This window comes from Pseudoalteromonas sp. UBA6610 (assembly GCF_002433295.1).
GTDB lineage: Bacteria > Pseudomonadota > Gammaproteobacteria > Enterobacterales > Alteromonadaceae > Pseudoalteromonas > Pseudoalteromonas atlantica.
On the sequence record NZ_DJHW01000133.1, the window covers coordinates 81,561 to 88,970 of the forward strand.

At 36.2% G+C, this 7,410-nt stretch carries 7 protein-coding genes; 5 read left to right on the top strand and 2 right to left on the bottom strand.

Annotated elements, in window-relative coordinates; translation table 11 throughout:
* The first annotated feature begins 180 nt into the window (after positions 1–180).
* Entirely contained in the window at positions 181–771 is a 591-nt protein-coding gene (locus B4F91_RS17540) for a hypothetical protein (RefSeq protein ID WP_286937361.1), read from the top strand.
* 241 nt (positions 772–1,012) lie between these two features.
* On the opposite strand, the gene B4F91_RS17545 is transcribed toward B4F91_RS17540, so the two are convergent.
* Both B4F91_RS17545 and B4F91_RS17550 read right to left on the bottom strand, forming a co-directional pair.
* Positions 1,013–2,422 carry a sensor histidine kinase gene (locus B4F91_RS17545; RefSeq protein WP_223866400.1) on the bottom strand — a complete coding sequence of 470 codons (1,410 nt, stop codon included), beginning with the start codon at positions 2,420–2,422 and terminating at the stop codon, positions 1,013–1,015.
* The gene (locus tag B4F91_RS17550) at positions 2,419–3,093 is read right to left on the bottom strand and encodes a response regulator transcription factor (protein ID WP_024032693.1); all 675 of its coding nucleotides are present in this window, start codon (positions 3,091–3,093) and stop codon (positions 2,419–2,421) included. The genes B4F91_RS17545 and B4F91_RS17550 overlap by 4 nt, the downstream gene beginning before the upstream one ends.
* A gap of 173 nt (positions 3,094–3,266) precedes the next feature.
* Between B4F91_RS17550 and B4F91_RS19410 the strand changes: the two genes are divergently transcribed.
* From B4F91_RS19410 to B4F91_RS17565, 4 genes are read left to right on the top strand one after another with little or no spacing between them, the layout of a single operon-like run.
* Positions 3,267–4,538 carry an LTA synthase family protein gene (locus tag B4F91_RS19410; protein WP_348689641.1) on the top strand — a complete coding sequence of 424 codons (1,272 nt, stop codon included), beginning with the start codon at positions 3,267–3,269 and terminating at the stop codon, positions 4,536–4,538.
* A gap of 28 nt (positions 4,539–4,566) precedes the next feature.
* Positions 4,567–5,229, top strand: coding sequence for an LTA synthase family protein (locus B4F91_RS19415; RefSeq protein ID WP_348689644.1), 663 nt, complete (start codon positions 4,567–4,569; stop codon positions 5,227–5,229).
* A gap of 2 nt (positions 5,230–5,231) precedes the next feature.
* Positions 5,232–6,884 (top strand): phosphoethanolamine transferase, encoded by a 1,653-nt coding sequence (locus tag B4F91_RS17560; protein WP_096042867.1) that lies wholly within the window; start codon positions 5,232–5,234, stop codon positions 6,882–6,884.
* Positions 6,874–7,260 (top strand): diacylglycerol kinase, encoded by a 387-nt coding sequence (locus B4F91_RS17565; protein WP_024032690.1) that lies wholly within the window; start codon positions 6,874–6,876, stop codon positions 7,258–7,260. Before B4F91_RS17560 ends, B4F91_RS17565 begins: the two co-directional genes overlap by 11 nt.
* The last annotated feature ends 150 nt before the right edge of the window (positions 7,261–7,410 follow it).

Sequence of the window (7,410 nt, forward strand, 5' to 3'; positions counted from 1 at the left end):
ACAGTAAAAGCTAATAAATGAATAGAGTACAGGTATAACTAACGCGCACTCCCTTAGTAATCCAGCCTAATAAAATTTGGCTAATATTCAATAAGATTCTGTTTGCGTTGCCGAAGGAGTTGATATTCTGGCTTCATTAATCTTTAATAAACACAAATATTACTTCACAAAGGATTACTTATGGGAAAGGAACTCGATATTTATAAATTACACAAACCAGATAGAACATACGATATAATTGACCTAGATATCGTATCGATGGCAGACCAAATTGCCGAAGAAAATAACCTCAGTTATAAAGAAGCAGTAATATTAGCCAAGATTGGCTTTCCAAGCGGCAAAACTAGAATAACGGATATAGTCAAAAACGGATTTAGCTGCAAGGTTGAAAAAGAAGCTTTAAAGCAAGCCTACGACGTAAACTTATTTACGAATTACCTTGTTTTGAACCAAAAAGCGTATATTGCCCTAGGGAACTATCTGCAAGTATACGGGGAGTTTATACCGCTTAGGTGTGATAAAGAGCTAATTTTATTTAATCCACTCGTTTTCGAAGAAGAAGACGAATCTCTTACTGAAAAGGCTTACCTGAATGGTATTGAGGATGGCCTCAAATCCTTATCATTTAAATCAGACAAAAATCTTGTTTTTAAATCATGCATGCAAGGTGGGACAGCACTTTATTGTAATGCTGCGTTTGAATCTCTGGTTAATGAAAATAGCTTAAGCGGACTTTCTTTTAACAGTGATTTAGTTAGCATTTTTGCTTAACAAGATAAGCGCGTAATGTATTCATTTAATAAGATCTAACCAAAACTGTCAGATTTGAACAAATAAAGTCAATCAAATCGAACAGACGCATTTATTCCATGAGCGGACAGTGATAACAACACCCAGCTAAGCCGCAGAAAAGGTGTTGATTGTTTTATAGCTGCCAGAAAATTAAGTATATAGGAGCCTCTTCACATAATTGTACACCCCAGCCTTTATTTCTATGTAGTTAGTGAATAAGCTAATCCGTAGTTAAGGCTAAAGAAAATGTAATTTTTTTGTCACTAACTTTCGCGCTTAATTGCGCATCAATTGCTTTACTAAGCGTCTTAGCGATTGATAGCCCTAATCCAAAGTTATCAATCGATGTTCTTGAAGTGTCTTTTTGCCATAATGGGTCAAATAATTGGTCTATATCGCTATCATTCAAAGGTTCATTAAGGGAATTAGTAACTGATAATATTAAGTTTTTATCCCTTACAACTCTCGTGGAGACTAAAATTTTTGAATCGAGTGGACTGTATTGTTTCGCGTTGTTAACTAAATTGCTAAAAATTGATTCAAGGGCAAACAAGTTGCTCATAATTGCTGGTGCATTTTCATCCAACTGCAAATTTACACGTGATAAATCATGGGTTTCCAGTATTCTGCTAATAACTTGATTTAAATCACAGGCATCTCGCTTGTTCAGCTTACCTCCCCCGTATTTATGTAATAGCAATAAATTTGAGACTATATTTTTAAGTCTCAGGCTTATCTTCAAAGCTTCAGGCTTAAAGTCATCATTGAGCTCTTTTTCATTTGGAAACCGTATGGAGACTTCTGCCATATTAATTAGTTCGGCAATGGGCGTTTTTATTTCATGGGCAATATCTGATGTGAGGCGCTTCTCTCTTAGGTAAAGTTGCCTGTTCTCTTTAATAAAGGCATTTAAACTTTCAACAATTGGCAAGAGCTCTTTAACTGGCTCTTTTATAAATATCTCTGAGCCTTCACTGATAATGCTTAACTGACTGATATCCTTATTTAATTGTACCAATGGCGCAAGTGATGTATCTATGGCCTTTCTGACAAACAATCGAATAAATACAATAACTGTAATCGTCGTGACTATAAAAATAACGTCAATCAACCAAAGTACAAAATCAACTTCCTCAGAGGATGCTGTATAAGCTAAAATCATTGACTCACCGTCTGTCTTTTTAGAGGTGTCAACTGATGCATTATCTTTTACTTGTGGTATAAAACGACTGTAAAAAATTCGGCCATCTCGACCATCAGGTAGTTGAATAGGTCGTATTTTTGATTCGCCAATTTCCAAGTTTTCAAATGGTAGGTTTTTAACCTCAAATAAATCTAAACTTTTTGAGCGGATGGAGGTACCTTCTTTGTTCCATATTTGAAAGTATTCGGGCTCAACTTCTCCTGCGAACTCAGGCATAAACTCACTGGAAAAATTATAGGAATAACCATTATCGGTCTTATTTACTAAGGTCTTTAACATACCTGCTTTAGATTGCAGGCTGCGATCAAACTCATTGTCTATCCAGCTATCAACAGCAATATCAGTGGCCAACAATATGCATAAAACTAACCCTGTTATAGTTACTGAGAGAGTAATTACTAGTTTACTGCGAATAGATTTCATCATTGCCCTTGCACAATATAACCAAAGCCACGTTTGGTTTGAATTGGTAGCTCTCCCCCTGCAACTCTTACTTTTTTACGAGCAGATGATAAATGGGCTTCAATCGAGTTTTTCGATATTAAATCATACTGTCCTGCAAGATAGGTACTTAGCTTTTCCGCACTAAACACTTTATTTTGATTGCTAAATAAACATTCGACAATTTTGTACTCGTTGGGTGTTAAATCAATAACGTTGTCAGAAACTTTTAGCAGTTTTAACTGTAAATTCAGGGCTAAATTATCAATAACTATAATATCACTGACCATTTTTAGTCCACCACGACGCATTAAATTTAAGAGTCGAGCGTGAAGTTCATCAAATGAAAAAGGTTTAGTGAGGTAATCATCCGCTCCGGTTAGAAGCCCTAAAACGCGGTCTTCAGGTTCTTGCTTTGCGGATAAAATTAAAACTTTAGTATCAAGCTGTTTTGTTCTTATGGTTTGCAGTACAGTGATGCCATCGATACTAGGTAGCATAATATCAAGTATTACAAGCTCATATTCACCTGTCATTGCCATACTCAACCCTTGTGAGCCATCACCGGTTTCATCCACCGCAAAGCCCAAATTTGTTAAGCCAACCCGTAAACTACGTCGCAGTGACCCTGAATCTTCAATTATTAATAACTTCATGTTCTATTTGTTCACCTGAAAATACATCTTAATCACTAGGTTACGCTATATAACTTAAGTTTTACTTAAGGCTTCCTTAAGTTTTTATAGTATAGCCATTATTAAGTTTATCATCAGGATTTCTTAAGTTTCGATTTTTAGTATTGCTGCAATTTTTAAAGACGAGTACAACTATGTCAGCAAATACTTCCGTTTTAAAACCCTTGTTACGTTTTACACTTATATTGTTATCAATCTTTATAACTTCCCGAATTGGGCTATTGATATGGCAACATTCAAGATTAAATGATGGTGATATTTGGCCAGTCATTTCAGGTGCTATCAAAATAGACTTAAGTAGCGTTGGATACTTAGCAACTATTGGAGTGCTGATATTGATGCTGCATGTAATTGCACGCTCTAAAACAAAGCTATTCCAGCGCATGTTTTCGCTTTACGGTAGCATTATTGCGACTGTTGTTGTTATTTTAGAAACATCAACAGCTGCATTCATCACTCAATATGATGTAAGGCCTAACCGGTTATATATTGAATATCTTGATTACCCACAAGAAGTATTCTCGATGCTAATTCATGGTCACCTTTTAGCAATGCTAAGTACATTACTTGTGGCGACAATAACAAGTATTTACAGCTATCGCCTTTTATATAGAGCATTCACAAAACCACAAGTACAGCCACTGAAAAAAGTAGCTAATTTATCTATTCTTATGGGTGTTTTAATACTTTGTTTCCTTGCTGCCAGAGGTACATTGAGCCACCGGCCACTTAACCCTGCATTAGTCTATTTTTCTCAAGATTCACTAGTAAATTCACTTGTTCTTAACTCCACTTACAGTGTTGCGTTTGCGCTGAAAAACATGGGTAACGAAAAAAGTGCTAGCAATTTGTATGGCACAATGCCTCATCAGCAAGTTATAGATATAGTCAAAAAGGCTTCTTATCGTAAGCAGTTTGTCACCGGAAATATTCCGACCTTGGCACACAACAAACCTTTTGTTTCTGGAGTTAAAAAAAACTTAGTAATTATACTTGAGGAAAGTTTAGGTGCCCGATTTGTTGGACAACTTGGTGGGTTAGGTATAACTCCTGAACTTGATGAGCTATATCAACAAGGGTGGGGGTTTGACAACCTTTATGCTACGGGAACGCGCTCCGTGAGAGGTATTGAAGCAATTACCACTGGCTTTATGCCATCTCCATCTCGCTCGGTAGTTAAACTATCTAAATCCCAGCATAACTTTTTTTCATTAGCTGATGTATTGAGTCAACAAGGTTATATTACCCAATTTATCTACGGCGGTGAAAGTCATTTTGACAATATGAAAAGCTTTTTCCTAGGAAACGGATTTAACGATATTGTTGACATCAACCACATTGAAAACCCTCAGTTTATCTCATCTTGGGGCGCGAGTGATGAGGACTTATTCCAACAAGCAGAATAAGGAACTGACTAAACTAAGTAATGCGGCAGTGCCATTTTTTAGTCTTGTATTTACTTCGAGCAATCACGATCCATTTGACATCCCACAAGGTAAGGTATCGCTACCTGAAGGGTATAGCCCTGAAAACTATAAACGTGATCTTGCAATTAAGTATGCAGATTACGCACTAGGGAAGTTTATAAATAAAGCAAAAACACAATCGTACTGGAAAAACACCGTATTTTTGGTTGTGGCAGACCATGATGTGCGTGTTTTTGGCTCTGAGCCCGTCCCTTTAAAGTCTTTTCACATACCTGCGGTTATTTTAAACAGCGATATGAAGGCTAAACGCGACTCAAGACTTGTTAGTCAAATTGACCTACCAGTTACTTTGTTGTCACTTTTAGGAATTGAACAAGCAACTCCAATGGTGGGCTTTGATCTCACCAAAAATTATCCAGTTGAACGCGTGATGATGCAGTACTACGACAATTTTGCATACCTAGAAAATGATCGCGCTGTCATCCTAATGCCAAATCAACAAACTAGCTATTGGCGCTATAACAAAAAAACCAAAATACAAAAAAGAAATAAACCGGAAAACGCAGATAAAACGTTAGCTGAAAAAGCACTCGCTCATGTGTTATTTAGCAACTTAGCTTACACAGAGCAGCTTTATCGTTTAGCTGATAAAAATAGCGATAAGGAATAATTATGAAAAATGCTTTTAAAATTTTTAACATTTCGTCTTGGCATGTAAGTTATAGTCATTTCGTTTGCTTAGTTTCGATGTATATTGTTATCGTATTTAATGGCTTGTTTTTATACAACACCTTTATTGCTGCAACACAGCCAGGCCATATAAATTGGCTTTTTATCACGTCTATTCCTTTAATGCTTTTCTCATTGACTATTTTAGTTTTGAGTTGGTTGTCCTTAGTTACTTTTGTTAAACCCGTACTTTTATTTAGCGTTTTACTTTGCTCATTATTGTTTTATTCAACACTTAATTATGGCGTTATTTTTGACAAAAGCATGTTACAAAATATTGTTGAGACAAACTCAGGTGAAGCATTTTCATATTTAAATTTTCAGCTTGTAATATTTGTAGTTTTATTAGGAATTGTACCTACTTACTTATTTTCCAAGTTCATAATTATTGGTAGTTTTAGAGTACGTTTAAAGAGCTTTGTGAAGCTAAATCTATTTGCTTTGCTTTGTTGTGCTTTAATAGCAGCAACCTTTTATAAAGAGTACGCTTCTGTAGGGCGTAATAACCGACAGCTTACAAGCTATATCACCCCGTTTGCTTTTTATACAGCGGGTTATAAATATTTGAGAGATAATTACTTTTACCCCCCCCTACCTTTTAAGGTACTTGATAATTTACCAGCTTTAGAAAATAAAACGACCACCTCGCTAACAGTAATGGTTGTAGGAGAAACTGCTCGGGCTGCTAACTTTTCACTGCAAGGCTATAGTAGAGCAACGAATGCTTATACCTCTAAGCTAGGCGTGAAATATTTTAGTGATGTTTCATCATGTGGAACGGCAACGGCTATCTCCGTGCCCTGTATGTTTTCACGGCTTAATCGCAAAGAATATGATTCGCGCCTTGCTAATAGTCAAGAAAATGTCCTAGACATTATCCAGCGTAGTGGTGTTGAAGTGACATGGATTGATAATAATAGCAGCTGTAAAGGAGTGTGTGCTCGCGTCAAATCAGAAAACATTGAGCCGAACAAAAAGCACTCGCTCTGTGACGGTGATTACTGTTTTGATGAAATATTAGTCTCGAAATTCAAAGACAGAATAGCTAAAAGTAACGTTAAGCATAAATTGATTATTCTACATATGATAGGTTCACATGGGCCAACTTATTATCGTCGTTACCCTGAACACGCAAGTTTGTTTAAACCTGACTGCGATCGAAGCGATATTCAGAACTGTACTACAACAGAGCTAACAAACACATATGATAACACTATTGCATACACAGACAGGGTATTGAGCGAATTAATAAAAGTATTACAAGAAAGTAACGAAACGGAAAAATCACTCTTGTATGTGTCAGATCACGGTGAGTCACTTGGTGAAAAAGGCTTATACCTTCATGGGTTTCCTTATGCACTAGCACCAACCGAGCAAACTCATATCCCAATGATTTTTTGGAGTAATAAGCTTACTGACTCTGAATTCAATCGCTGTGTTGAGTTGCAACACTCAAAAACATTTTCACACGACAATATTTTTGACACTTTGCTTGGATTAACTCATGTAAATAGCAACCAATACCAACCTATATACGATATTTTTAACGCCTGTAAGGCCGAAGCCTACAATGAGGGAATTCCCAATGCAGTTTGATAATGTAAATAAGCCGTCAGGTATTAATCGAGTATTTTTAGCTTTTAAAAATTCACAGCGTGCATTTAAATGGCTTGCCAAAAATGAAGCTGCTTTTAAACAAGAGCTTTTATTACTTGCTTTATCGCTAACTATTATTTCTATTTGGCAGATAGGTATTTACGAAAAGGTCATGCTCCTAATCTCTGTTTTATTTGTGATATTCGCAGAGATTGTTAATACAGCAATAGAAGCAACAATAGACAGAGTTGGCTTAGAAATTCATCCATTGTCTGGTCTCGCTAAAGATTTAGGCTCCGCAGCAGTACTAATTGCTCTATTGATATGTTCAGTCGTCTGGGTTGCTGTATTTATAAACTATATTGGTTATTTTTAAAATTTATCCAATCTCAATGACCGCTGATCGCTCAAATAAGGCCCCGAAAAATGGCTCATATAGCTATCTAGGTTAACGCTTTCAAAAAACAGAAGTATATTTCCGATAACTACCTTTGAATTCCTGTAAACGGAAGTTTGCTTCCGAAAT

Excerpts from the sequence above, each read along its gene's own strand:
- B4F91_RS17540 (WP_286937361.1), top strand. The coding sequence starts at position 181 with ATGGGAAAGGAACTCGATATTTATAAATTACACAAACCAGATAGAACA.
- B4F91_RS17545 (WP_223866400.1), bottom strand. The coding sequence starts at position 2,422 with ATGATGAAATCTATTCGCAGTAAACTAGTAATTACTCTCTCAGTAACT.
- B4F91_RS17550 (WP_024032693.1), bottom strand. The coding sequence starts at position 3,093 with ATGAAGTTATTAATAATTGAAGATTCAGGGTCACTGCGACGTAGTTTA.
- B4F91_RS19410 (WP_348689641.1), top strand. The coding sequence starts at position 3,267 with ATGTCAGCAAATACTTCCGTTTTAAAACCCTTGTTACGTTTTACACTT.
- B4F91_RS17560 (WP_096042867.1), top strand. The coding sequence starts at position 5,232 with ATGAAAAATGCTTTTAAAATTTTTAACATTTCGTCTTGGCATGTAAGT.
- B4F91_RS17565 (WP_024032690.1), top strand. The coding sequence starts at position 6,874 with ATGCAGTTTGATAATGTAAATAAGCCGTCAGGTATTAATCGAGTATTT.